Source organism: Dactylosporangium sucinum (assembly GCF_014647515.1).
Taxonomy (GTDB): domain Bacteria; phylum Actinomycetota; class Actinomycetes; order Mycobacteriales; family Micromonosporaceae; genus Dactylosporangium; species Dactylosporangium sucinum.
In genome coordinates this window covers 41,346-66,782 of record NZ_BMPI01000065.1, presented here as the reverse complement: position 1 = coordinate 66,782, position 25,437 = coordinate 41,346, and the positions used below count along the sequence as shown (strand labels likewise).

The following is a 25,437-nucleotide window of genomic DNA, read 5'->3' as shown; positions in this document are numbered from 1 at the left end:
CCCGGCCGCCTTCCCCGCGCCGATCCCGTTCCCGGCCCCGGCCGCCTTCCCCGCGCCGATCCCGTTCCCGGCCCCGGTCCGGTCTCCCGTCCCGGCCCCGTTCCCGATCCCCTTCCCCGACCCGGTCCCGTTTCCCACGCCGATCCCGGCTCCGTCGGCCGCGAGGAACGCCGGGTCGAGGATCACGCGCGTGAACGGCAGCGCCGCGAGCAGGTCGAGCCGTACCTGCCGGGTACCGGTGTGGTCCAGGGCCAGCCCGGCACCGTGGGCACGCAGATCGGCGAGCACCGCCCGTACCGTGTGATCGTCCGCGAGCTGAGCGGCGGGAATCGCCAGGATCAGTCGGCCCGGCGGCAGCCCCACATCGGCCAGCACGGCCGCCAGATCGGCCACGAACCCGGGCGCGACCAGCATCGACCGGCCGACCTCCAGCGTGACCGGCGCCGCCCCGTCGGCGGCGGCCAGCAGCGCGCGGCGCAGCTCGCGTTCCCGCGTCTCCGCCTCGGGGTTCGTCAGCAGTCCCGCGAGATCCGGCGTGTACCGCGCCGAACGGCCCTTGCCGCGCTGCTTGGCCGCGTACATCGCGATGTCGGCGTGGCGCAGCAGCGCGTGCGCATCCTCGCCGGGTTCGCGCACGGCGACCCCGACGCTGGCCCCGGCCGTGAGCACGCGCCCGTGGACCCGCACCGGCTCGGCGAGCGCCGCGAGGATCCGCTCGGCCACCCCGTCGCATTCGGCGTCCGGCAGCAGTACCGCGAACTCGTCCCCGCCCAGCCGCGCAACCAGGTCCTCGCTGCGCACGGCCGCGGTGAGCCGCCGCCCGACCTCCACGAGCAGCGCGTCGCCGACCGGATGGCCGAGCGTGTCATTGACCGCCTTGAAGTCGTCGAGATCGACGAGGACCGCCGTCCGCGCCGACTCCAGCGTGGCGTTGAACAGCGCCCGGTTCGGCAGCCCGGTGAGCGTGTCGTGCGTGGCCTGCTCGTGCAGCAGCCGCTGATGCTCCCGCAGCGAGCCCAGCAGCGCGTCGTTGTCACGGAACGCGAGCAGCTGCCGCACCACGACCGCGGCCGTCGCGGCGACGGCGCCGACGACGACCGGGACCACGCTCTCCCCGCGGGCGGCGACGCCGATGAGCAGGGCGTCGACGGCCGCCACGGCGAGATAGGGCAGCACGCTGTACGGCCGGCGCCGGGCGGGCGGCGCCGCCACCGGCACCGCCCGGCGGGCCTGTACGACGCCGGCGATGGCGACGAACGCCGATTCCAGGGTGGTGATGGTGTTCGACACCCCGGCGAGCCGCGGGTCCTGCAGCACGGGCACGAGCGCCGACCCGGCCGCCCCGAACAGCACGACACCGGCGAGCGCGCGCAGCGCCCCCATGTCCACGGCGCCCGTGCCGACGAGGATGAGCTTCACGACGGCGAGCACGGCGAGCAGGCACAACAGGCTCAGGATCAGCATCCCGAGGACCTTCGGCAGGTCGGCGTCCGTCTCCACCAGGGGGCGCAGCACGAAGTACCAGAGAAATGTCCCGGAACAGACCAGCACGGTCGCCGCGTCGAGCCCCAGCCGCAGCCAGTCGCCCCGGCTGCGGCTGCGCGTCGGCAGGCGCAGCAGGGCCCACAGCACCAGCAGCAGCGCGATACTCAGCAGGGCCACGGCCCCGGTCAGCACCGGCCCGGTCCGCCGCCCGCCGAGACTGGCCTCGGTCAGCGGCTTCGTGGCCGGCGCGATGAGGAACGCGGCGACGGCCATCAACCGCCAGAACCGGCGCCCGGCCGCGGAGAGGCTCTCCGTGCGGGAGGCACGCAGCAGGTACCCGCCGCCGATCGCGATCCCGGCCGCCCCCGGCAGCCAGCCGAGCACGGTCGGCGGGTCGAACCCGACGAACCGGGCGACACCCCACGCGACGGCTCCGGCCAGCAGCAGCCCGTACACGGCCACAAGCCCGCGCACGCCGCGCTCCGTCTGCTCCACCGGCCGCCGTCACCGCCTTTCCTGGCCGTCGGATCCATTCGGCCGTGCCAGTGCAGAGATGAGCGGTTCGCGGCTAGGGTAGCGCCGCGCACGTCACCATCGGAAGCTTCGTTCCCAGGTCGTGCCCGGTAGCCGGATCGCGCGGCATCATGACGCCCGGTGTCGGTCCCGACGGCCTCGCAGCCGGCTGTTGACGAGCGTGCAATGCGCACGACGACGAGGACGCGGGCGGTCCGCCGGTCTGCCCGGGCGACTTTGGGGCTCGGCTTCACCCTCGTGGCGGCGGGGGTTTGTGGTGCTGGCTGCGCGTCAGTCGCCGATCAGGTCCCACAAATTCCCGGCAACGTCCTGAAACACGGCGACGGTGCCGTAGCTTTCGGTTCTGGGTTCTCGAACGATTCGGACATTTTTCTCTTTGAGGACGTTGTACCAGAGGTCGAAGCGCTCGACCCGCAGGAAGAACCCGACCCGTCCTCCGGTCTGGTCCCCGACCCTGGCGCCTTGCCGCTCCCCGTCGGCCCGGGCAAGCAGCAACCCGGCCCCGCCGCCGGGCGGCCGGACAACGACCCACCGCTTGGGCCGCCCGTCGGTGGTGGTCGAGGGCACGTCCTCGACCAGCTCAAACCCAAGGACGCCGACAAAGAACTCGATGGCGGGGTCATACTCATGGACAACAAGGGTGACGAGATCAATCCGCACCCCACCGAGCGTAGGCGGGGTGGGGATACTGCTGCGCGGGGTGGCGGGGTGATGGGGTATGGTGTGCTGGCTGCCGGGCGAGAGCTTGAGGGCGGCACCGGGACGTAGCGCAGTTTGGTAGCGCACTTGACTGGGGGTCAAGGGGTCGTGGGTTCAAATCCCGCCGTCCCGACGTAGGAAAAGGCCAGCTGAGCTGGCCTTTTTTGTTGAAGTTACTCGATACATTGATCGTCGTGCGACACGAGTTTTGGCCCGTACGGGCGTACTGTTAGACGCCATGCAACGGCCCGACCTGCGACTCGACCACCACGCCCGGCACGACGAGGCGCAGTGCTCGCCCTACCCCGAACCACCGTTGAGCTGCCGTTTCACGGTCACGACGACCAGCACGCCGCTCAGCGACCCCAAAACTCGCTCCGTCCCGCAAGGACCATGAGCGAGGTCCGCTGTGGACGATCACGACACACCGCCGACACGTACACCCGTACTGTGATCACCAGAAGCCGGGCAGACCGCACCGACTGCGTATCAGCAGGCGACGTTTCTCAGCGGTTCGCGGAGGCCGCAAGAACATCGGTAGGGCGAGCGCCGAAGCTGTCCAATGTGCTGACAACGAACGCGAGCCTTTCGAAGAAGAGCCTCCTCGCCGTCGCCTCCGACGATTGATCGATGAACCCGCCGATAAACGAGCATCCACGCACTGAAGCCTCACTCGCGAAGATCTTGACTAAGGCTCGTCCAACGCCTGTACCCCTTGCGGATTCTCGAACGTGGACTCGGTCGAGGAGTGCGTGAGGCGCGGAAGGGAGGTCGAATGAACAGAAATCCCGGCTATCGGCGAAGTCTGCATCGAACGATCCGGTCAGCACACCATCGATCTTGCCATCGCGCCAAGCTACGTAGGTCCGGTGGTAAGTGCCCCCTCTGCGTTGGTGGATATACAAGAGGTGGTGAGGAAAGTCGACTGAATCCTCCAGCATCCGGCACAGGGCCGGCCGATCAGTCTCCTCGAGGGGTTCCACAAGCGCTGCGCACACCCGCCAATGGGACCATGCGCGGCCGAGTCGGTACAACAGGATGGTCACCGCTGCCGGTCTGCGTCATCGACGGCATCCTGCCGCACTCACCAGCCCGACTACGTCCGCCGCCCGACCGTGCCGGCCGAGTCGCTGACTATCGGTCTCGGCCATCTGCAGTTCGAAGCGTTGATCACCGGCTGGGTGGGCGGCCAGCATCCAACGACTTCGCCCTGATCGCCCTGCTGAGCCTGCAGACTGCGGGTCTCTCGAGACCTGCGGCGCGAGCATCGCCGACCTCGGCGAGGAGCACGGCGTCCGCGCGCGCTCTGGGCCCGCGGCAAGGCGGCAAGGTCCGACGCACATCGGTAATGACGGCCACTTTCGAGGTCGGCGATTAGCGCGGTCCGACCGACCCGACTTCGGCCGCAGTGGCATAACCACGATTTCGGCAGGCCGAGCTTCCGTAAGCAGAGCGGCCCGCCGCCAACCTCGACGAGTGCGGCCGTGCCCAGTATCAGAGCACGGGTGCATACCCGCCGCAGCGGAATCGTCACACTACTTACCGCCTGGGCAAGTATCTCCGACTCGGTCGACAAATCTGTTTCCAGGCATCCCGGAAGGGGTCAGCCATTGGGTCATACCTCAACGCCGACGCGGTAGAACTTTCGACGCCCTGAACGGAAGGTGTCGATGTTTCAATCGTCCCACCTGCGCCGCTCACTTCGATGTCCGAAATGCGGCAATAACCCCACTCAGATGGCGCGGTCCTGAAGCCGCTTATCGTGCCGTTGGTCGGATACTCCTGTGGGTAGGTGGGCGTGCGCGTCAAAACGTTCCGCGTGAGGAACTTCCGCCGACTGCGTAACGTCGGTATCGATCTTGATGCTGATACGACGGTGTTCGTTGGCGCGAACAACAGCGGGAAGACTTCCGCTGCACAGGTGTTCCGGTTGTTCCTGGGGTCGGAGAAGGGGCGGTTCCAGCTCTACGACTTCACCGCTGACTGCTGGGCCGAGTTCGATGCGTTCGACCCGTCAGTCGATGATCCGGATGTGCGACTCCCCCGGATCGAGCTTGACATCTGGCTGGATCTGACCGGCGATGAAGTGAACCTGCATCGCGTTGTCGACTTCCTCCCGGACCTGGGCTGGGAGTCAGGGCTAGTCGGTGTCCGGTTGTCGTATCGACCCAAGAACGCGAAGTCGCTGATCGAAAACTTTGTTGAGTGCCACGACCGGGCGCTGGCTACGGATTCTCCCGAGGGCTCGGCCTACGCACCGTGGCCGCAGACCTTGACGGAGTATCTGACCCGCGAGCTGCAGCGCGAGTACCAGATCACATATGCGGTCCTCGACACGTCTCGCTGTGACGAACACGGTGAGCCTGTTGGCGGCTACGTGCCGGACGTCTTCGGTGGCAACGAGAGCGGGCTCGGCGCGAAGCTGGACGCGCTCATCTGCGTCGACTTTCTCGACGCTCAGCGTCACCTCGTTGACGGGGAAAGCAGGGGTCGTTCCGAGAACCTGTCACGGAAGCTGAGCGGCTTCTACGCTCGGCATCTTGAGCAGCATGAGCATGATCTCAAGGCTGCCGCCGCCATCGCCGACTCCGAAAGCCGCCTCAACACGCACTACGAGAAGGCGTTCGAGCCGACGTTGGATAAGCTCGCCAATCTTGGCTATCCGGGCTTCGTCCATCCGCGCCTGATGGTGAAGGCCGCGTTGAATCCGCACACGATCCTCAGCAGCGGAGCCCGGGTACATTACGCTCTGCCGGCTGCAGGCGACGGGCTCGCGGGGACGCCGGAGCGGACGTTGCCCGACCAGTACAACGGCCTGGGGTTCAAGAACCTGATCTTTATGGTGGTCGAGGTGCTGGACTTCCATCACCGGTGGATTGACGCCGAGGGTGAGCGGCCGCCGATCCATCTGGTGTTCATCGAAGAGCCTGAGGCACATCTGCACGCTCAGCTGCAGCAGGTCTTCATCCGGAAGATCCGTGAGATCCTGCCGCCGGTGGATCCGGCGTTCACCACGCAGATGGTGGTGACGACCCATTCTGCGCACATCATCTACGAGAAGTCTTTCGAGCCGATCCGGTACTTCAAACGGGCCGGCGCGGACGGCAACCTGCATCACACCGACGTCAAGGACCTGATGACGTTCCAAGGCACGACAAGCGACGCGACCCGGCACTTCCTGCGGCAGTACCTCCGGCTGACCCATTGCGACCTGTTCTTCGCCGATGCGGCGATCCTGGTCGAGGGCAACGTCGAACGGCTGGTACTGCCGCTGATCATCCAGCAGTCAGCGCCTGAGCTGCAGTCGAGTCATCTCACCATCCTCGAGGTCGGAGGGGCCTTCACGCACAAGTTCCGCAAGCTGCTGGACTTCCTCGGACTTCCAGCGCTGGTCGTCACCGACATCGACAGTGTCCACGGGGCGACCTCAGTAGCGAGCGAGCAGGACCCAGACGAAGAGGCGGACGGGCGGAAGGCGTGCATGACCACCGTCGCAGGGGCCGTCACGAGCAACGAGACGCTGGCCACCTGGATTCCGGGCATCCGTAGCATCGACGACCTGCTCGATCTCGACGAAGACAAGAAGTGCCCGCCCACTACCAATGGCGGCCGTGGACATATTCGTATCGCGTACGAGACCCGCCAGACGGTGACGTGGGGCGCCGACACAGAAGACCGCGCCGGCCGGACATTCGAAGAGGCGTTCGCCCTGCAGAATCTCGCCTGGTGCCAGGAGCCCGCGCAGGCAGACCTCCGTCTCCGTGTTGCGAAAGCCGCGAGTATGACGCTGGACGAGCTCCATCAGAAGATCCACAATCGGGTCAGAGGCTTCGATAAAACTGACTTCGCGCTCGCACTCATCACCAAGAACCTCGATGAATGGCTCGGACCTCAGTACATCGTCGAAGGCCTGCTGTGGCTGCGCGACCGGGTTGTCGTCGATGCGTCCGACGTCGTCGCGCTGCCGATGCTCGACCAAGAGGTGGGCGAGTGACCGGCCGAGCAGGCACCGCGGACACTGACGCTGACCGGCAGATCCGCGAGGTGCTCGCGAAACCCTGCAAGACGGGCTTCGTCGTCACCGCCGGGGCAGGTTCCGGGAAAACCACATCGCTGGTCAAGGCGCTGGCGTATGTAGCAGCGGACCGCCGCGTGCAGCTGCGTGCACGCACCCAGCAGATCGCGTGTATCACCTACACCGAAGTGGCCGCGGCTGAGATCCACGGTGATGTTCAAGACGACCCGCTGGTCCACGTGTCCACAATCCACAGCTTTCTGTGGGGGCTGATCGCACCGTTCCAACACGACATCGGCACCTGGGTCGAGGCGCGTATCGCCGCCAAGCTCGCCGAGATCGACGACGACCTCGCGAGCGCTAGGACGGCGGCCAAACGTGACTCGCTGAACAGTGACCGGGCGCGGTACGAACGACAACTTGCCACGCTGAAGACCATCCGCACATTCACCTACGGCGTCGGGCCCGACTACGGCAGAGGGCAGGTCGGTCACGCCGACATCCTGAAAATGGTCCCGCAGCTGCTCATCGAGCGACCGTTGCTGGCCAAGGTCGTCGCCGCACGCTTCCCGTTCATCTTCGTCGACGAGAGCCAGGACACCGAGGCAGCCGTCGTCGCCGGGCTCATCCACGTCTATCGCACGGTGAGCAGCGACTTCTGCCTCGGCTTCTTCGGCGACCCCATGCAGCAGATCTACCCCGCAGGTATCGGCCGGATACCGGCCGAGCCCGACTGGACCCTCATCACCAAACCGGAGAACTTCCGCTCCTCCAGGCGCGTCCTCGAAGTCGTCAACCGCGTCCGCGCTGCGGCCGACGGCGACCAGCAACTGCACGGACGCCCAGCTGAACAGACCCCGGACGGACACGCCTACTTCTTCATCCTTCCCGCAACCGCAGACCGTGTCGACAGCATGAACGCTGTCCGCCGGTGGCTCACGCTGCGCACATCGAACACCGACTGGCTCAGCGACGAGCCAGGAGGCGCGAAAATCCTTGTGCCGATGCACAAACTCGCGGCGCGCCGGCTCGGCTTCATCAATCTGCACACAGCGTTCCACCCGAAGAAACCGCCGGCTCTGGCCGCCGCATTTGTCGACGGCACAGCCTGGCCCATCACACCGTTCGCCAACGTCATCCTGCCGCTGTGCAAGACCGGCAACGACGGCGCTGCACTGCGGATCCTGCGCAAACACAGCAGCCTGCTCCGCGACCTCACCGGAGAAAGCGTCGTACGCGCCCGGCTCACAGCCGCCCGCGAGGCGATCGCCGCGCTGCGCACCATCGTCGCGGCCGCCGGCCCCGAGTCGATCGGCCACGCCCTCAAAACGGCCCACAATAACGGGCTGATCGACCCGGTCCCCCAGCTGGCCTGCTACCTCGACCCGGAAGGACCACACCGCGACCAGGTCATCAGCGACAAGACGCGGGAAATCCTCGACGCGTTCATGGCCTGTGACGTCCGCGAGCTCGACGGCTACTTCCGCTACGTCAGCAGCCAGTCACCCTACTCGACACAGCACGCCACCAAAGGCGCCGAATTCTCCCGCGTCGTCGTGCTTATTGATGACTCGGAAGGGCCGTTCCCAAGCTTCTCGTACGACAAGCTGCTCGGAATCACAGAACTGTCCGCCACAGACCGGGAGAACACCGCAAACGGCAAAGACAACGCGGTCGACCGGACCCGGCGCCTGCTGTACGTCTGCGTCTCACGCGCCCGCGAAGAACTCGCCGTCGTCATCTACGCCGCCAACGTCGAGGCAGCAATCCTAGCCCTCAAGGTCAACCAACTCACCGACCAGCCACTGACACTGAACGAAATCCTCAACGACCTCGCCGCCGCGTCCACTCCCACGACGTAGCTTCACGTCGACATGCAGCCGCATGTGCCCTGGCCACGACGCGCCAGAAGCCCTGCCATGCCGCCGCTCGCGACGTGGCCACCAAGCGACGACTCCTTGAGCCCGGAACCGCACGGTCGCCAGCGGAAGCGTTCCCCGTCTACCGGGCAAGAGCTCGATCGGCGCCACTGCGCTGGCCGCTGGCATCCATGGGTCAAGGATTTCGACATAGAAGAAGGGATACCAACTGACCAGCCTTGGCCCGAAGCGCTGGCCTTGTGCCGTGCTTTGTTCGTCAGGATACTTCCGGACTGCTGGTCCTGTCAGCGTCCTTGGGCGGCCCGGTACTGGTCGATGATCTTTGCAGTGAAGCGTGCACACGGCGAGCGGCATTGCCGCCGTCGCGCCTAGATCCGGCATTACAGCCGTCGCCTCGGCGAACCGCCCTCGACTGCTGCGACTTTGGCGATCCCAAGATCGGCGTGCGCCTGTCCGTCGTGACAGCCCGTTCGTGCGGATCAACCCGCTGGCGGCGTCCGCACCCTCGAGATGCTCCTGGCGCTGGCGTCTCTCTATAGCGACGGGTGCGACGCCGGTGAGAACGTCGACTTGGTCCGCAGCTGGCCGGATGAGCATTCATTCATCCGCGTCGTTCGCCGCAGCCATTGCCCAACGTAGTGAGACTAATGCATTCTGTGTGGCTGGCTAGTGGGGAGGCGTGCCTTGGAGTCGAGATCGACAACGAATGCTGACGTGCGGACACTCACCCGGGCACTTGTCACGCACCTGCTGGATCAGCTGCGCAGCCGCCGGACGATGGTACGTGACATCAGGCCGGACAAACCGATCTGGCTTCCCGAGGAGCTCCCACCAGGCAATACGATCATGCTCGCTGAACGCGAGTCTCCGGCCAGGCCGCCAACACTGCCAGATATTCTACGCGGCCGCATCGACCGCCGCGATCTTACCCGCGTGGAGCAGCCGTGGCCACAGCTGCGGCCGGTGCGAGGTGAACCGTCGGTGCCGGACGCCGTCCTAGACGCCTTCGAGGCCTGGTACGAACGGTGGCAACGGTGGGCTACCGACGAGCTGGACCACGATCGCCCGGGCCGCCGGGCACACTACGAACAGTTGCGCGACCTACGACGCAGCGCAGCAGAGCAGCAGGAATCCCACGAACTGGTACTGGGTGTGGGGTTGGTGAGCGCCGTCGACGCACGAGGCAATGCCGTGTGCCGGCATGTGCTGGTCTGGGACGTGACGATCGAGCTCGACCAGGGCACCGAGGCGTTGCGTGTGGTCCTGCCGCGCGGCGTGCGACCTCGCGTCGAGGATCAGGAGTTCCTGGCGTCGGTCCACGGGTTCCGGCCACCGGGCGGTGGTTCGTCGTGGAAGGTCGTCGACGGCCCGGACGGCGGTCCGCTCGAGGCGACGACGGAGGCGTGGTTGAGCCGCTGGTGCGGTCGTGCCTGGTCCGCGCCGGTGAGGTTCGATGCGCACGGCCGTGGCGATCGGGTGCCGGAACCCGACGGTGCGGTCACGGTCACTGCATCACCAGCGTTGGTCCTACGGCAGCGGGACAAGACTGGACTGGAGGCGTTTTACGGGCGCATCGCTGAGGCGCTGGACCAGCCAGGTGCGGCGGTGCCGCTAGGGCTGGCGCAACTGGTTATGCAGCTGGACGTTGAGCAGCGGATGCACTGGCCGCGTGCCACGCGTCACGAGCGGCCGTTGTTCCGCGACGATCCGTTGCTGCCGTTGCCGGCCAACGAGCAGCAGTTGCGGATCATCGGGAAGCTCCGGGAGGACACCGGCGTCGTGGTGCAGGGCCCGCCCGGCACGGGCAAAACGCACACCATCGTCAACCTGCTCACGGCGTTGCTGGCCGAGGGTGTCCGCGTGCTCGTCACCAGCGAGAAGGACGAAGCGCTGCGGGTCTTGCGGGACAAACTGCCGGAGCCCGTGCGGCCGTTGTGCGTGCCGATGACCAGGTCCCGAGGTGGCGGCGACGAACTGGATCGCGGTATCGCTGCCCTGACCGAGCTGGCCGCGACTGCCAGCGTCGAGTCGCTGCAGCGTGACATCGCACGCATTCAACGCCAGCGTGACCGGGCGAAGAAGCGGCTCGACGCCGTTGATCATGCGCTGCGTTTGTCGCGGGAGGCCGAGCACACCAGGCACCCGGAGATCGCCCCCGGTTACGGCGGGACGCTGGTGGAGCTGGTGACGGCCATCAACGCCGGCCGGGAGCGGTACGCGTGGATCGACCCGTTGCCGACGGATGCACCCGCCGAGCCGCCGCTGACCGGCCCGGAGATGCAACGACTGCGCGCTCTCTTGGCAACCGCAACGCCTGAGCAAGCGAGACGGGCCGGTCAAGCAATGCCCGACCCAGGGCAGCTGCCGAGACCGGCCGAGCTGCAGGCCGCGTTCGATGCACTGACCCAAGCGCAGCAGATCCTCGGCGCGCACCCGGGCCCCGATCCCGCTGGGCTCTCCCTGGCCCGGTTCACCGACGGTCTGATCACGGCGCTGACCGTTGAGGTCAACGCCGCGGCGACGGTCCTGCGCAGGTCCGGACTCGTGGAGCTCATCGACGACTGGCCGATCGACGATTGGCAGCGCAAGACGGCCGCGGCGATCCTGAGCCGCCGCGATCCGGCGTCCCTGGCCATGCTATTCGACGATGTCATGCGGCTCCGGCCGCTCATGGACGCCGCCTCGGCCGTCCTCGCCGCCCACGACGTCGAGCTCGACGCCGGCACGCCACCGGGGCGTTTGCTCGGCCAGGCCAAGCGGTTGCGGACGTACGTATCACGGGGCGGCCGGATCCGCCGGTTCCGGCCGGCGCCGGCCCAGGCCGATGCCGCCGAGCTGCTCGAGTCGTGCACCGTGGACGGGGCCCAGCCGCACACCACGCGCGACCTCACCGCCCTGGTCACCGTCCTGCAGGCCGACCAGGCCGTCACCGCCGTCCTCGAGGACTGGTCGAACTGGACCGATAGCAGCGCGCAGCCGGCCGGCGGCTCCCTGCGACGGCGCTTCGCCCGGGTGCACGACCTCGCCGGCGGCATCAGCGCCCTGCGCAAACTCGGCGACACACGCGACACCATCGAGCATCTGCTGCACCGGGCCGATATCCCGTTCACCATCCGCAGCATCCACGACTGGGATCTGCTCGTGCGCGTCGTGCGCAGCACTCCCACCGTCATCGCCGGCCACCAAGCCGCGCAGCAGCTGGACCGGCACGTCGCCGGACTCGCCAGCTTCTCGCTGCTGCCCGACGCAGCCCCGGAGACCGCCGACCTGGCAGCAGCGCTGCGCGGACGCGACCTGGTCGGCTACGCCAAGGCCTTCACCGCAATCGAGGTGGCATGGGACGAGCGGCGGGTCCACGAAGAGCGCAGCGCACTCGCCGATCGCCTGGCCGGAGCCCACCCGGCACTCGCCGCACAGCTGCAGGCCACTGCCGGCGACGCCGCCTGGGCAGACCGGCTCGACGACTTCGAGTCCGCCTGGAACTGGGGTCGGGCCCTCATCTACCACCGTGCGGTCCGCGAACACGGCCCGGACGAACACCTGGAGCATGTCGTGGAAGAAGCCGAGCAGTTCCTCGGTCGGCTCACGACGGAACTGGCCTCCAAGCAGGCCACGCTGCGGTGGCGGGAACGCCTCACACCCCACCAACAGCAGGACCTGCAGTCCTACCGCAGCTTCATGCGCCGGGCCGGCAAAGGCAAAGGCCCGCACAGCGCCGCGCACCAGGCCGCGGCCCGCGACGCCATGCAGTCGGCGATGCACGCCGTCCCCGCGTGGGTGATGCCCATCAGCCGGGTCGCGGAGGTCCTCCCGCCCGACCCGGACTCGTTCGACGTCGTCATCATCGACGAGGCCAGTCAGGCCGAAGTCGACGCCCTCTTTCTGCTGTGGCTCGCCCCGCGGGTCGTAGTCATCGGCGACGAGTACCAATGCGCGCCGGGCCAGCGCAAACCCGACGCGATCCGAGCCACGCAACTCAGTCTCAACCGGCACCTCGCCGCGATGGACCTACGGCTGCGGCACGCCTTCAACTCCCAGTCCAACCTCTACGAGCTGCTGAGCACCCGGCTGCCGGACCAGATCCGCCTGACCGAACACTTCCGCTGCATGCCCGAGATCATCGGCTGGTCGTCGCAGCGGTTCTACGAGCCGAACCTGATCCCGCTGCGGCAGTTCGGTGCCGACCGGCTCGACCCGCTGCAGGTGGTACCGGTAGCCGACGCCGTGCTGGAGGGGTCCGGCGCGACGCTGCGCAACCCGACCGAGGCACAGGAGATCGTGGAGGCGGTGTCGAGGATGGTCGCCGACCCGCGCTATCAGGGCAGAACCATCGGTGTCATCGTGCTGCACGACTGCCGGCAGAAGGTGCTGATCGACCAGATGCTGTCGCAGCGCATCGGCGCCGCCGACATGGCCAGGTTCGAGATCCGGGTCGGCTCGCCCACCGACTTCCAGGGCGCCGAACGCGACGTGATCCTTCTGTCGATGGTGGTGACCGACGCCTCGCAGGCCATCAACGGTCCGCAGGTGCAGCGGCGTTACAACGTGGCGGCCAGCCGCGCCCGCGACCAGATGTGGCTGTTCCACTCCATCCACCCGGCGCGTCGGCCGAGCAGTGGCATGCGCTACGAACTGCTGCACTACATGGAACAACCACCGGAAGACCTCAACGCCGACCCCGCGCTGGACCTGGTGCCAGCACAACGGTTGACGCCGCCGTTCCGGTCGCTGCTGCAGCAGCAGGTGTTCCTGCAGCTGCGCCAGCGTGGGTTCGCCGCGCTGCCGAACTACCCGATCGCCGAGCACACCATCGACCTTGTCGTGGTCGGTGACAACGCCCGGCTCGGGGTGGAGTGCGATACCCCGTCCGCCACGACAAGCTTCGAGGAGATCGAGCGGGCGTTGCAGCGTGAACGCGACCTGCGCCGCGCCGCATGGGTCATCGTCCGGGTCCGGCACAGCGAATACCTGCTGGACGCCGACGCCGCTCTCGAGCCGCTCTGGCAGCGGATCGAGGACCGGGGCATCAGACCGCGCCCCCTTCCGCGGCGCAACGCCACCGCGCCAGACCTTGTGGGCATCGACGACAGCGATCCATACCCGGCCGATGAAGCAGACGACGACGTTTCCCTGTGGTAGGAGGCAGCATGCTGGAACAGCTCGACGACAACACGGTAGAGGAGATCGCCCGGATCGCCTGCGGCGGCGAGGGCTATCCCGTCTACCGCCGCGGTGCGGACCTGCCCAAACTGTTGCGGCAGTCCGGCTGGCAGGACGTGCCGGACTACCGCGGCGAGCAACGCCGCGCCTGGCTGGTCGAGCAGCTGCTCAGCCGGCGTAGTGAGCCCGGCGCGCTCGACGCCGTCGTGTGCCGGCTCGCCGACAACCGCGAATACCTGGCCCGCAACGAACCGCTGGCGGCCGCCGAGGTCGCCGCGAAACTCAACCAGATCCTGGTCTTCGAAGGGTTCGAAGTCGCCCACCACCGGGGCCGGCCGACAGTGCGCCCATACCGGCCCGAACCCGAAACCGTGCCGGGCGAGCCCGGGGGCACCCTCCACGTCGCCATGACCGACCTCGTCAGCGACCCAGCGCTCGCCGAAGTGTTGCAGGGACGCCTCGACGAAGCGCGCATCTGCGATCGCAACGGAGCGTTCGCCAGTGCCATCATCATGCTCGGAAGCCTGCTCGAGGGCGTCCTGCTCGACGCCGCCATGAGCCGCCTGCCCGAGCGCGAGCGTCCAGCGGAGCGTGACTTGGTCCTCAGCCGTTTGATCAACCTCGCGCACGAGCACAAATGGATCCAGGCCGACGTCCACGGCTTCGCCGACAAGCTGCGCGAGTACCGCAACCTCGTCCACCCGAACGCCCAGATCCGCAAAGGACACGCACCCGACCGCGACACGTTGAACATGTGCTGGCCGGTCATCAACGCCGCACTCAACGACCTGGCCGCAACGAGCACCGCCCCCTGACGCGCTTCGGAGGATCTCGACACATCCCCAGCCGGACAACGGGGCTGTCGTTCGCCCAGCGCATCCGCATGGCGTCCGCACGTCGGTGGCTGGATCCGGTGGCGTCAAGGTCGATGTCGCCACGAGCCTGCGCCGCGCCGACTTTGACACCGCCCGGGTCTTCCCAGTCCCCGGCAACGCGACGCAGTTCCCGCTGACCGATGACCAAAGGGGCAACCCTCAGATACTTCGCGCCGCAGCGAACTGACGCGCTCGGAGATGATCCGGTACGCGGACATGCCGCAGCGAGCACGTTGGTACGCCGATGCGTCGGTTACCGTCCGTCCATGGCCGTCCTCAGGGGCGCGATCATCCTGTTCGGGCCGATGTGCGTGCTCCGTGCGAGTCGCACGCCACGCCTCGAGCGTTCGCTGCGCCTGCCATGTACGAGCGCCGGGCATACTCGTGCTGTGGCAGCACGAGTGCGCACCCAGCCATGGGCTCCCTGCGCAACCGACGCGAACCTCCGAACGCCCCCAACCTCTGTCGGACCGGGAAACTGTCCACCCGGCGGCGACCTCGATCTTCACGTCGGCTGGGACCGGTTCGAGAAGCTCATGTTGGATCTTGTCCAGCGTGTCCTGGGTTTGCGCGGCGTCCGGTTCCGCCGCTACGGAACGCTCGGCCAGAAGCAGCATGGGATCGATCTTGCCGGCCGGGACCCTGACGGCGCCTATGTGGTTGTGCAGTGCAAGGACTACAGGTCCTTCACGAAGGCCGACCTGCGCAAGGCCGTCGCCGCATTCACGTCCGGTCGGCGCCCGTTCAACGCGACGCACCTGATCGTGGCGACGTCGGCGAACACCGAGCCGACCCAGGTCTTCGACGAACTCGCGACACAGCAGGCCGAGCACCCAGAACTGACACTCGACCTGTGGGGCGCGGAGCAGATCAATGGCTACCTTCGCCGGAACGCCGATATCGTTGCCCGCTTCTGGACCCGTGAGACTGCAGCCACATTTTGCACGGCCGCCCCGCTGCCGGGCGTGCCTGCGCCACCTCCTGATCGGCAGCTGCAGGCCGCTCGTGTCCTCGTCGGCCCCCTCAAGACGCCAGACGTCCTGGTGAAGTTGCGGCAGGCCGATGACAAACGAGCAGGCACGCCGCACGAATCCGCTGTGCTCTACCGAGAGCTGGCCGAGCAACTGGAGGCAGCCGGACACCGAGGACACGCCGCCGTAATGCGTGACCGCCAGACCGGCGCACTTCGAGAGGCCGGTCAACTGGCAGAAGCCGCCGCGGTGATCGCCCGGCTAGCCGTCAACGCGCTCAACCGCGGCGAGCGCGACGAGGCCCGCCGCTTGAGAGGCATCCTGACCGAAGCCGTCAGCGAAACGAACGCCGGCGCGGACTCCGAGCCCACGCAACCACACCGGCACACGGCGCTCGTCTCGGCAGCCGTGAACTATGTCTGCGACCCACTCGACCGACCCGACGATCTCCTCCGCGCGCTGTCCGACCCGGACGCGACGACCGTTCCGTACCACCCAGAGCTGGTCTTGCTGCTAGCCGAGGGTGTCGCGGCCGGCCGTCCACAGCAACTGGGTGAGCTCGACCCGTTGCTGCGTTCCACCATCGGGCAGCTCGGTTCGGCCGGCTCGGAGGAGATCGGGATCCGGCTGCGTCTCGTCTTGGCAGAGTACGACCACGAGGAACGCCGGGTGCTGCGTTCGATCGCCCGCAAGCACGAGCTGCCGGGTCGTCTGGCCGCGCTGGTCAGTGCGCGAGAGGCACGACGCTGCGCGCAGGAAAGCCGACTTGACGAAGCGGTCGAGCACTGGCGGGACGCGGTGCTCTACGGCATCCACGATGGCTTGGCCGACGACGCTGCGGACTGGCTCTACGCGATCCGGTCCGCCAGACACTTCCTCGGCCCATTGATTGCCGGCATCGACGATGAGCACCATCTCGCGCAGGCATTACGGCACACTGCGTCGAACCGCTTGCTCAACCGCGCCCAGCACCCGAGCGAACGAGCACGAGCTGCAGTGCTCGACCAGCGTCCCAGAGTGGCGGTGCTACACGCCCGGCAGTGGCTCACCGATGCCTTCATCACCGGCAGCTGGGCCGACGAACTGGAAGCGGCCCGTTTCCTCGGCGATCTGTACCGGGACAACCAGGAACCTGAAGCCGCCGCCGAGCTCTTCGCGCGGTCGGGCAGTGCCAAGAAGATCGAGGAATTGGCCGAACAGGTCGGCGACTGCCTGATCCCCGTCACGCTCGACCGAGACGAGCCGTGGTGGACTACGAACGCTCGGATCGCGCTCACCATCGCTCAAGCCGATCTCCTGCCCGACAACGCAGCGGCGGCGTTGCTCGAGGAGCTGACCGATTTGGCAGTCCGAGGGCGTGACGGTGAGCTCCTCGACCGTTTCGGCGGCGGCGGAGTGACAGACCGGGCCACGGCCGGCGCCTGCGCCTTCGCCCATCGCTCAACCGCCGAGCAGGCGATGACGGTTCTTGACCTGCTTGCCGCCGACGTTCCGCGAAAACCGGACCAGTTCAGGGATAGCGACGACGCACACGCCGCCGCCTGCATCAACATCGCGATCGCCCATCCGCAACTCGCGATACCGACACTCACCCGTCTCTTCGACCTCGCCAGCCACGATGCCAGAAAAGCAGTTGCCCTGACTGCCGACGACCGAGTACTGGACCTGATCAAGGGGAACGTCGGCTCCAGCGGACGGAGCCTGCCGCTCTTGACCATCGAGCAACGTGACGTGCTCAGAACTGCTGCCCTACGGCTCGCCGACGGCCAGTCGCCGATAACCCAGGCGCTCCGGCACGAACTGGCACCCCACGAACCGGCCGCGTTGGAGGCAGCGCGTCGTGCCGCCGACCGAATTTTGACGCGGCCGGATCCGCAGGCCGGGCATACCGCATTCGGCTCCTTGATCGTGACCGACGCCTACCTTGCCGGCCTCCTCGACCAGCCGGAACGAACGGCGTGCCTCGAGAAACTTCTCAGCATCGCCGAGGACGCCCGCGAGGCAGCGATGAACCGGCAAGACGCGTTGGACGCCGCATCCAACCTCGTCCTGCATGCCGAGCCAGCGGCCCGGGCAGCCGTCTTTCAGCGCAGCAAGCACTTCGTAACCGGAGCCCAGGACGGCAGCGCCCACGACGACGAAATGACAGGGCCGGCCCATCCACTGAGCTTCCTTCGGATCTCCATGGGGGCTGCAACCCTGCGCGGCCATGGTCTGCGGCTTGCCGGATGCGCGTCGAGTGACGACACCGAACGCCGATGGGTACGCGACCAAGCGGTCGACCTACTCCGCAGCGACGACGACTCCCTCATCCAGCAAGCCACGCTGGTGTTGGCTGCCATGGATTCCGTCACCACCGAGCTCGACGCCAATCTGCTGGCCGCTCACCACCACGTGAACGTGCGGCAGCTCAGTGCACACCTCTGCGTCCGCCAACCGGAGCGATACCGGGCAGCCGCCCTCCGCCTGGCTGAGGACCGCAATCCGCGGGTGCGGCGTGTCCTTGCCGAGGCAGCAGCACGCGCCTACGCCCAGAACCCTGAGGGCCTGCGGGAGATAGTTGGTGTTCTCGCCTCCGATGCACGACACAGCATTCGCACCGCGGCTCGACCCTGGGCAGACTCCGACCAGGGTTCGTCGGCGGCAGCCGACGCGAGCGGCCCCGCGAGCGGGAACTGCTCCGCGACGCCATCGTGACGAGATCGACTTGCTATGTCGTCTCAGCGCACAGCCCCTCGGCTTGAGGCAAGGGGGCAGTGCGCGCGAAGGCAGGTCTGCTCGCACGGGTCGAACGTCCGGCCGAGCGGCTGCAATTCTGGCTACTGTGACAGCCGTGCAGAAGCCCCCATCGAAGACTACTGGACGCGAAATCACGGAGAAGGCAGTCGAGGCCGGCCTCAACGTGGTGCCGCTGGTCGGCGGCCCGTTGGGCGTGGCGTTCGCCTACGCGGTGAGCTTCACCTACAACCGCCGCATGACTCAGTGGCTTGAAGATCTGGCCGAGGCGGTCGACGACCTCGCCGACCAGGTCAATGGCATGGATCTTGAAAGCCTGGCGGCGAACGACATCTTCATCGACGCCGTCGCCTCCGCCACGCAAGCTGCCACCCGAACGCATCAGGCGTTGAAGACCGTCGCGCTCCGCAACGCCGTGATCAACAGCGCACTCCCTGGCGCACCGGACTCCGACACACAGCTGATGTTCCTACGCTGGATCGATGGCTACACCGCCGCGCACCTCCAGATCTTGACGCTGCTTAACAACCCGGAGGCGTGGTACGCCCGGCGAGGCATCCCGACGAAGAAGGATGTCATCGCGGGATCGCGGCGCCAACTCGTTGAGGAAGGCATCCCGGAGTTCGCCGGACAACGTGAGTTCACCGACGTAGTCGTGCGCGACCTCTCCAACGCCGGTCTGCTGAGGATCGACGGTCTCGGCGGCATGGTCACCGGTAATGGGATGTACCAGGCCGTCACGTCGGACCTGGCGGCCAAGTTCATCGCCTTCATCACCGATCCTCGTCAGGACAGTTCGCCCCGTTGACATGAACCGCGAGACCACCTGCGTGTGCGTCACGAGCCGGATCACCCGATCAGGGGTTCCCCCGATGGAAGGGAACACGCTTGTAGATCCCGTCCCGCGGCAGTCCTATGAAGGAGGCGGCCCGTCCAGATGGCCCTACGACAGCGGACGACGGAGGTTGTCATGGCCGATGTCGATGTGATCGTACAAAACCCGGCGACCGGGTTGTTCGGATTCCGGCTAGAGCTTGGCCGCGATCGCGCCGGGGCACGGATGCAGGCCAGACGCGGCGGGTTCGTCACCGAACAGGCCGCCCTGGCCGAGTACCGGCGGCTGAGCCGACAACGCGATGCACAACGACCCCGGCTACGGCTGTCGGACAACGTGCGGACGCTGTGCGAGGACTGGCTCACGGCGCGGGCACAGGAACTGCAGCCGAACACCGTCTACAACTACGGCCGCCTGCTGAACCTGATCTACCCGTATATCGGTCGGGTCCGCGCCTCCCGGCTCAGCGCCCGCATGACCGAACACGCCTACCAGCAACTCGAGACCGCCGGCTACTCCCGCACCACCCTACGAACCCTCCACCTCGTCCTCGCCAAAGCATTCGCCGAACAGACCGGCCGCACCCTCGGCGCACACAAGCCACGGGAAACCGATGACCTACGACCGGTCTGGACCCTGGCCGAAGCCCGCACCTTTCTCGACCACACCGCCGGCGACCGGCTCTACCCGCTCTGGCGACTCCTACTCACCACCGGCCTGCGCCGCGGCGAACTGTGCGGCCTGCAGTGGCGCGACCTGGAACCAGACCTCGCCGCGCTGACCGTCCGCCGACAACGCATCGTGGAAGACCCCACCAGCCATGTCCGGGAGAAGCCGCCCAAGTCCCACAACGGCACGCGCACCCTGCTGCTCGATCCGACTACCCTCACCGCACTGACCACCATCAGACCAACCACCAAGACAGCGGTCGTCTCGGGTCACATGTTCCTCAGCCGTCGCGGCCAGCCCCTGCGGCCGGACAACCTCAGCAACCGGTTCAACCAACTCGCCCGAGCCGCCGGCGTCCGCCCGATCGGCCCGCACCAGATCCGCCACCTTCTCGCCTCCAACCTCCTCGACCTCGGCTACGGCATCCCCGAAGTCGCCGAACGCCTCGGCCACGACCCCGCAACCCTCATGCGCTACTACACCCGCATCAACGCCCAACGCCGCCAACAAGCCGCCCACGATCTCGCCCAACTCATCACACCAACAGGCACCCTCATGAACTAGCCAAGTCCAGACCAGCGCATCGCGACGGGCTCACATCACTGACTCCTTTACTCGGCAGGTTTATGCTTGTGGCGACCTGGGAGAACGTTGCTGAGCACGTCGCTGGGGCCTCCGACTACTGGGGGTCAAGGGGTCGTGGGTTCAAATCCCGCCGTCCCGACTTGCAAAACCGCAGGTCAGAGCCGGTTCGCCCGCCGAGGGTGACCGGCTCGAATCGTGTCTGAGCGTCGCTCGGGAGAACATCGGGAGAAGATCTTGCCGGTCGCGAGCTGATCATCCCGGCACCTCCGTCAGCAGCCCGTCGAGCACCCGCACCGGCGAGTGACGGCTCAGCCGCCGCCGAGCCGCCAGCGCGTCCTCCAACACACCGGTCAGGCCGTCGACCAGCCGCGCGGTCATCCCGGCGGTCACGTGCTCGTACAGCGCCTGCACCGAGCCGTTCGCGTGGCCCATCTGCGCGTCCATGAGCGTCGCGGGCGTGCCCAGCTCCACCATCATCGTCTTGCAGGTGTGCCGCAGCCCATGCGGCGTCAGCCCCGGCGCGAGCGGCGCCCAGCAGCACTCGGCCCGGCCCGCCGCGTTATGGCCCCGGACCGGCACCCCCGGCCACGGATCGGCCAGCAGCGGCACCGGCCGTCGCGGCTGTGGCGCCTTCGCCGGATATCCGCCGGTCGCCGCCGGTTGGAACAGCCACGTGCCGAAGCCGCCCCGCGCCAGTGTGCCGCAGTCGGGCCGTCGACCGCGCCGCTGACATAGCCCAGATCAGCGACTGCCTCCTGCACCCGCAGGATGGTCGCCGCCGCGACGCTGTCCCGGCCATTGAGCACCGCCGACGCCGTCCCCGTCGACACACCCGCCCGGCGGGCCACGTCAGCCAAGCGCGGCCCGTCCTGACGCATCGCCTTACGCGGCGGGCGGTGACCCCGGAACACGTAGCGCAGGCCATGACACGGGCAGGGCACCGGCGCTGCCGGGTCACGTGACCGGACAGCAGCTCCGTCACGAACGCCGGCGCCGCGACCGTGCGGTACGAGTCGTCCTTGGGCGGGCACCGCAGGAGCGTGCCGTTGTCGAGCTCGTAGAGCTGCCACTCAACGCGGACCGCGCCGGGCCGGACGTACTGCGTCTCCAGCCCGACCGTCTCACCCCAGCGCAGACCGGTGAAGCCCATCCCGACCACCGCCACGAACTCGTCGTCACGGCCGGACAGCAGTGCCACCCGTTCGGCGATAAGCAGCACACCGAGCGCGGTCGTCACCGCCTTCTCCGGCGCCCGATGCTGCGCCCGGTCGCGACGGCGGCCTCGGCCACGCCTGCGAGACGCCGGGTTCGCCGACATGTTGCCGTCCTCGACCGCGTCGCCGAGGATCAGGTGCAACACCTTGCGCCACGCCGTGACCGTCGTCGCCGGATACCCCGCCTCCCGCTCCGACCGCTCCCAAGCGGCGTTCTCCGCCTTGCCCTCCCGCTCCAGCCGCGACAGTGGCTTCGATCGCACCGACGTAGTCGGCGCGTTGTTTGAGCATGGTCTTGCGGTGTGAGCCGACGATGTACCGCTCGGCGTCGAGTCGTTTGGATTCGGCCGGCGGCTCGAACGTCAGGACGTAGGAGAGCAACGCTCCTTGCGGTGAGTCGCTGCCCCGGCTGGCCGCGAGCGTGTCACGGATGATCGGCACAGCGATGAAGGCGACTGGTACGCCGAGGCAGACCGCCAATACGCCGCAGATGATGACCGCCATAATCGGGGGCCATCGTCGGCGGCGAGGTGTTGGACGCGTCTCGGTGGGCTGATGAAGCCTGGGTCGACTACCTCGCCCTCGATGACCTTGCCGCAACCCTGCTGTTCATTCACAAAATCGAAGATAGCCGATGACGCTCTCCGCACACGCGAGCATGACCCGTTTCTGTCTTGATAATCCGAACCTGTCATGCCCGCGTGGAGTCAATACCGGGTCAATACCCAGCTAGCGCCCTAGTACCAGTACCAGTACTGGCGGTTGTCAGCATTCATTCCATTGTACAGCAACACGGTTCCGTTGAAATCCGTTGACAGCCAGCCCCCAGTATTGGAGCTTTGGAGGTTAAACTTCCAATTACCGAGATAGAGGTCTCCTGGAGTTCCGTACCAGCGGAACGAGGCAGACATACCGTTGCAGGGGGCAGTGACCACGTGCTCGTAGTCCACCTGCTGCAGGCAGCGTCCGGTTACCTTGTTCTGCAGCACATATGTGCCGTACCAGGGATCATTCGGATAGATCTGAATTGGCCGCCAATGCTGGTTGGCGTCGTTGCAGCCGCCCCAACTGTTGACTTGGGTGCTCCAGTCAGTTGCCAGGCAATACCCTGTCACTTCATTTCGCAGATAATGCCAGTCCCCGTAGATGTCGGCGCTTGCCGGTGCGGCGGACGAGACGACCAAGGCCCCTGTGACCGCGATGCTCGCCAGCAGTCCCGCGGCGATACGGCGCAGCGAATTCCGCATTGCCAACCTCACTTCTCACCTTCTCTTGATTAACACTCTCATCCACACGCACAGGTTGACCGTTGCCGCAGGCATGGCCTGTTGTGTCCGTTCGGAGGGGCGTCAACGAACTCAGCCAGCCTGGTCAAACCCTTGGAGCGCTTCCCATGACACGAGCAGCTGTTACGACCTGTGCAGGTGACACCCACAAATAGTGATTAGTGTATACGTCGGGGCTCCATCCGCACTACCCCAGATTTATAGATCTGGATACCTCCCAAACGGCAGTGTCGATGTACGAGCCAGCCGCCCAACCGAGGTGCCGGGTCTGGCATGCCTGGTCTGGCATGCCTGGTCTGGCATGGTCCGGTGTCAACGGTCATCTGGTGCCCCGGGCGGGCGGACAGTAGGCCGCCGGGTCCGCGGACACGGTTTCTGGCTCTGTCGACGATCTTGTGATTGTCAGTGTCTGCGTGTTGCCCGGTCGTCCGATATGGACTGTGGTAGATGATCGCGGTGCGATCTTGCTGGTCTCGATGTGCTGCTGCCGCACCTCGGTGGTGTTGTGGTCGAGGGCGTTCAGCGGACCGATGAGGGCTTGGTGTTCGAGGCCCGGGCAGTGGCCGCAACGGCGTCGTGCCCGGACTGCGGCACCCCTTCAGCGCGGGTGCACGGCCGCTACCAACGACGTCTCGCCGACCTTGCGTTGAGCGGGCGACCCGCCGTGATCCGGCTTGAAGTGCGACGGTTCGCGTGCCGGGCGCCCCAGTGCCGGCGGGTCACATTCGCCGAGCAGTTCGAGGGTCTGACCACGCCGCATGCCCGACACAGCCCGCCGTTGCGCGCGGCGCTGGTTGCGATCGCTGTCGCTCTGGCCGGTCGCCCCGGCGCTCGACTGGCCACGGCGCTGGGCCTGCGGGCCGGCCGGGACACGCTGCTTGCCCTGTTGCGTGGCCTGCCAGACCCCGACGTCGGGGAGATCACGGTCCTCGGTGTGGATGACTTCGCCCTGCGCAAGGGCAGGATCTACGGGACCGTCCTACTGGACATGCTCACCCACCGCCCGGTCGACGTCCTGCCCGATCGAGAAGCCGCCACCCTCGCCGACTGGCTGCGCGCTCACCCCGGCGTCGAGATCGTCTGCCGCGACCGCGCGCCGGCGCCTACGCCGAAGGAGCCCGAACCGGCGCTCCGGACGCAGACCAGGTCGCTGACCGCTGGCACCTGTGGCACAACCTCTGCGAAGCCGTCCAGCGCACCGTCGTGCAACACCGAGCCTGCCTGCCCGAACCCGCCGACGCCCCGACGGCCGACCCGCACATGCCGCCAGCCGCGACCACACCGTCCAGCCAACGGCCGGACACCACGGCAACGATCCGACTGCGGGAACGCTACGCCGTCGTACGCGAGCTGCTGGACGTGGGCATGCAACGCAAGGTCATCGCCGTGAAACTGGGACTACATCCGGACACCGTGGCCCGCTACGCCGACGCGGCCAGCGTCAATGACCTGCTCGTCAGCAAGTCCCGCGCCAGCAAAGTCGACCCGTTCAAGGACTACCTCGACGCCCGCTGGAATGCCGGCTGCACCGACGCCGTCAGGCTGACCGAGGAAATCCGTGCGCAGGGCTACCAGGGCACGTCCCGCACAGTGCGCCGCTACCTGGAACCCATCCGCGAGTCCGGCAGCCCAGCGTGCCACACCACGACCCCGCCCAAGCCAAGACAGGTGACCAGCTGGATGACCCGCCACCCCGACCAGGTCAGCGAGGGCAAGAAGATCCGGCTCAAGGCGATCCTCGCCCGCTGTCCCGAACTGCACGCACTCGCAGAACTGGTCACGGACTTCGCGAAGATCCTCTGCAACCGCGACGGCGGCCGCCTGACCGCGTGGCTCGACGCCGTGGACGCCGCCGACCTGCCCGAACTTCACGTCTTCGCCACCGGCCTACGCCGCGACCTGGCCGCGGTGACCAACGGGCTCACCCTGCCCTGGAACTCCGGCGCAGTCGAAGGCACCGTCTGCAAACTCAAAGCCCTCAAACGCGCCATGTTCGGCCGCGCCAACTTCGACCTGCTACGCAAACGCGTACTGGTAAGCCGATAGCCACAGTCACAAGATCGTCGACAGAGCCAGCATGCCGTGTCCGCTGGCAGTCCGGTCTGGCCCAGGTACACCTGTCGGGTCTCAGGACATGGGTGACAGATCAGTCTCGGGACGTGGGTGACACGTCCGGCTAGACAATGTATCCGCCCCGTCGCGGTGAGGACTTTCCACACGTCTTCAAGGCGGCCCGCAAGCGGGCCGCTGCGCGCCGCCCGGGGCACGCCGCGTCCTTGCCGCTTCACTCACGGCGCGGCGACCCCGGCTGCGCGCTGGCCCGGCTGGACACGCCGAAACCCGGGACATCCTCATCACGAGGAGCCGGGGGCGGTCTGCGAAACCGGTGACTCTACGTCTACGAAATCCAGCTGTCAGCGCTACACCGAGCGTCACCCAGACGCGCGGGTGGACACAGCGGTGAGCGCTCCGGCGGCGCCAGCGACAACGGCA

The 25,437-nt window shown here is 67.2% G+C and carries 13 protein-coding genes, 1 tRNA gene and 1 pseudogene; 10 read left to right on the top strand and 5 right to left on the bottom strand.

Going from position 1 to position 25,437, the window contains the following annotated elements:
• Both IEZ31_RS43875 and IEZ31_RS43870 read right to left on the bottom strand, forming a co-directional pair.
• A partial coding sequence (locus IEZ31_RS43875) for a diguanylate cyclase domain-containing protein (RefSeq protein ID WP_190256067.1) occupies positions 1–1,959 on the bottom strand: 1,959 nt, incomplete at its 3' end.
• A gap of 330 nt (positions 1,960–2,289) precedes the next feature.
• Positions 2,290–2,679: a VOC family protein gene (locus tag IEZ31_RS43870; protein WP_190256066.1), complete on the bottom strand. Its 390-nt coding sequence runs from the start codon at positions 2,677–2,679 to the stop codon at positions 2,290–2,292.
• Positions 2,680–2,777: 98 nt separating this feature from the next.
• On the opposite strand from IEZ31_RS43870, the gene IEZ31_RS43865 reads away from it, so the two are divergent.
• Positions 2,778–2,851: transfer RNA gene (locus tag IEZ31_RS43865), tRNA-Pro, on the top strand.
• 373 nt (positions 2,852–3,224) lie between these two features.
• Here the strand turns inward: IEZ31_RS43865 and IEZ31_RS59595 are convergent.
• Positions 3,225–3,659: a GNAT family N-acetyltransferase gene (locus tag IEZ31_RS59595; RefSeq protein ID WP_373294786.1), complete on the bottom strand. Its 435-nt coding sequence runs from the start codon at positions 3,657–3,659 to the stop codon at positions 3,225–3,227.
• Between the two features lie 851 nt (positions 3,660–4,510).
• Between IEZ31_RS59595 and IEZ31_RS43855 the strand changes: the two genes are divergently transcribed.
• The 7 genes from IEZ31_RS43855 (at position 4,511) to IEZ31_RS43825 (ending at position 20,423) form a co-directional block, all read left to right on the top strand.
• A complete protein-coding gene (locus IEZ31_RS43855) occupies positions 4,511–6,712 on the top strand; it encodes an ATP-dependent nuclease (protein ID WP_229836745.1) in 2,202 nt (733 codons plus the stop codon).
• Entirely contained in the window at positions 6,709–8,595 is a 1,887-nt protein-coding gene (locus IEZ31_RS43850; RefSeq protein WP_190256064.1) for a UvrD-helicase domain-containing protein, read from the top strand. The genes IEZ31_RS43855 and IEZ31_RS43850 overlap by 4 nt, the downstream gene beginning before the upstream one ends.
• A gap of 1,179 nt (positions 8,596–9,774) precedes the next feature.
• Positions 9,775–13,752, top strand: coding sequence for an AAA domain-containing protein (locus IEZ31_RS43845; protein ID WP_229836743.1), 3,978 nt, complete (start codon positions 9,775–9,777; stop codon positions 13,750–13,752).
• An 8-nt stretch (positions 13,753–13,760) separates the two neighbouring features.
• Entirely contained in the window at positions 13,761–14,588 is an 828-nt protein-coding gene (locus IEZ31_RS43840; RefSeq protein ID WP_190256062.1) for a hypothetical protein, read from the top strand.
• A gap of 596 nt (positions 14,589–15,184) precedes the next feature.
• Positions 15,185–18,316, top strand: a complete 3,132-nt coding sequence (locus IEZ31_RS43835) for a PDDEXK family nuclease (protein WP_190256061.1) — start codon at positions 15,185–15,187, stop codon at positions 18,314–18,316.
• Positions 18,317–18,452: 136 nt separating this feature from the next.
• A complete protein-coding gene (locus IEZ31_RS43830; RefSeq protein WP_190256060.1) occupies positions 18,453–19,163 on the top strand; it encodes a hypothetical protein in 711 nt (236 codons plus the stop codon).
• A gap of 162 nt (positions 19,164–19,325) precedes the next feature.
• Complete coding sequence (locus tag IEZ31_RS43825; protein WP_190256059.1) at positions 19,326–20,423, top strand: tyrosine-type recombinase/integrase; 1,098 nt, start codon at positions 19,326–19,328, stop codon at positions 20,421–20,423.
• Positions 20,424–20,696: 273 nt separating this feature from the next.
• On the opposite strand, the pseudogene IEZ31_RS60390 reads toward IEZ31_RS43825, so the two are convergent.
• Together IEZ31_RS60390 and IEZ31_RS43810 are read right to left on the bottom strand one after the other, a co-directional pair.
• A pseudogene (locus IEZ31_RS60390) lies at positions 20,697–21,921 on the bottom strand (LacI family DNA-binding transcriptional regulator).
• A gap of 474 nt (positions 21,922–22,395) precedes the next feature.
• Positions 22,396–22,905 (bottom strand): ricin-type beta-trefoil lectin domain protein, encoded by a 510-nt coding sequence (locus IEZ31_RS43810; RefSeq protein ID WP_190256057.1) that lies wholly within the window; start codon positions 22,903–22,905, stop codon positions 22,396–22,398.
• A gap of 517 nt (positions 22,906–23,422) precedes the next feature.
• On the opposite strand from IEZ31_RS43810, the gene IEZ31_RS57335 reads away from it, so the two are divergent.
• On the top strand, positions 23,423–24,334 hold the full coding sequence (locus tag IEZ31_RS57335) for an ISL3 family transposase (protein WP_229836724.1): 912 nt from the start codon (positions 23,423–23,425) through the stop codon (positions 24,332–24,334).
• Entirely contained in the window at positions 24,310–24,990 is a 681-nt protein-coding gene (locus tag IEZ31_RS57330; protein WP_229836721.1) for a transposase, read from the top strand. Before IEZ31_RS57335 ends, IEZ31_RS57330 begins: the two co-directional genes overlap by 25 nt.
• Positions 24,991–25,437: the final 447 nt, after the last annotated feature.